The sequence below is a fragment of the Halolamina salina genome, from assembly GCF_042678005.1.
GTDB classification, from domain to species: domain Archaea; phylum Halobacteriota; class Halobacteria; order Halobacteriales; family Haloferacaceae; genus Halolamina; species Halolamina salina.
Window position 1 is genome coordinate 1,340 of record NZ_JBHUDH010000156.1, and the last position, 1,404, is coordinate 2,743.

Here is a 1,404-nt window from a genome sequence, read left to right on the forward strand (position 1 = left end):
CCCGAACCGATCGACGACTAACGATCAGCCATCTCGGCGGCGAACTCCTCGGCGAGTTCGGTACACCAGTGGATGTCGCCGCGGTAGACCACGGGGAACTCCCCGCGTCGGAGGAACTCGACTACCTCGGCGGCGTCCATCTCGAGTTCCCACTCGTTTCCGATCAGCACCGGCGGGCAGTCCCGGTCGACGTTGATGAACGCACGACCGCCGGCGAGCGACGGCGACAGCATCCCGTGGGTGAGGGTGAACGAATCGCCGTCCCGGGACAGCTCCGCCTCCGTTCCCGCCAGCGAGTCCGTCTGCGTCAGGACGTGTGTGCCGTCGCCGACGACCGCGTAGTCCTTCCCCATAATGACTCGCCGGCGGGCCAGCGCGAGCGCCCGCTCGATCGCGTAGCCGTGGGCGACCAGCCGGGCGAACATCGTCCCGACCTTCGCGGCGTGGCTGTTGAGCACTTTCTCGAACGTGACCGCGCCCGCGACGCTCCCCTTCCGGACCAGCGCCTTCCCCTCCTCGTAGGAGCCACAGGCGTTGAGGAAGAACGTCTGGACCCGGGAGCGATCGACCGACGAGACCGAGAGCGTCCCGTCGGGACAGCGTAGCCCCGACGGCTCGCAGTGGCCGACGAAGTGGAGCAGGTCGTGGCGCTGTTCGATCACGCTCGCGAGTTCGTCGACGGTCAGCGACTCCCGCACGTCGATGTCGATGTCGAGCCTCTCGGCCCGCCGTCGGTAGATGTCGGCGGCCCGGGAGTGCTCCTCCCGCATCTCGGCGTCGTTGAGCACCGCGACCACCGAAATCGGGCCGTCGGCCCGCCCCCGGTAGAGCGATCGGTTCTCGTAGGCCGCCGGGAGCGTCTTGAACGTGTCCATGGCGACGCCGTCGGCCAGCCAGCCGTGGTAGCGGCTCGGCCCCAGATCGGCGTCCCGGAGCTCGACGGGGTCGGGGGCGGCCACGCCCGACCGGTAGAACGCCGACAGCGAGCTGTCGAGCCGGTCCTCGTCGCTCAGCGGACTACTCCGGGGGGTGAACAGCTGCGGCACGTCGTCGAGCATGAACGGGAGACACCGCACCCCGTCGTACGTCGGCTCGACGTACATCGAGAGGTGCCACTCCGGGAGCGTGTCGGCGACGGCGTCGATATCGACCTCCCGGTACGCCAGCAGCCGGTCGGCGATCGCCGCGTCGTAGAGCGCGTCGGCGTCGATGGGGAGCCGATCGAGCAGGTCGGCCTCTCGGACGGCGGCGTCGTGGGGGCCGGCGGTCCGAACCAGACAGTCGAGCCAGAACGTCCGCCGGAGCAGCGCCGCGACCCGCTGCTCGTAGCGTCGCCCCTGCCCCAGACCGATCCGCTCGTCCCCGACGCGGAGCGACGGCTCGGCCCCGTCGGCGACGCTGACC

Annotated in this window: 1 pseudogene; it reads right to left on the bottom strand. The window is 70.2% G+C overall.

Going from position 1 to position 1,404, the window contains the following annotated elements:
• Nucleotides 1-17: 17 nt before the first annotated feature.
• A pseudogene (locus ACFR9S_RS12945) lies at nt 18-1,404 on the bottom strand (hypothetical protein); the annotation flags it as partial.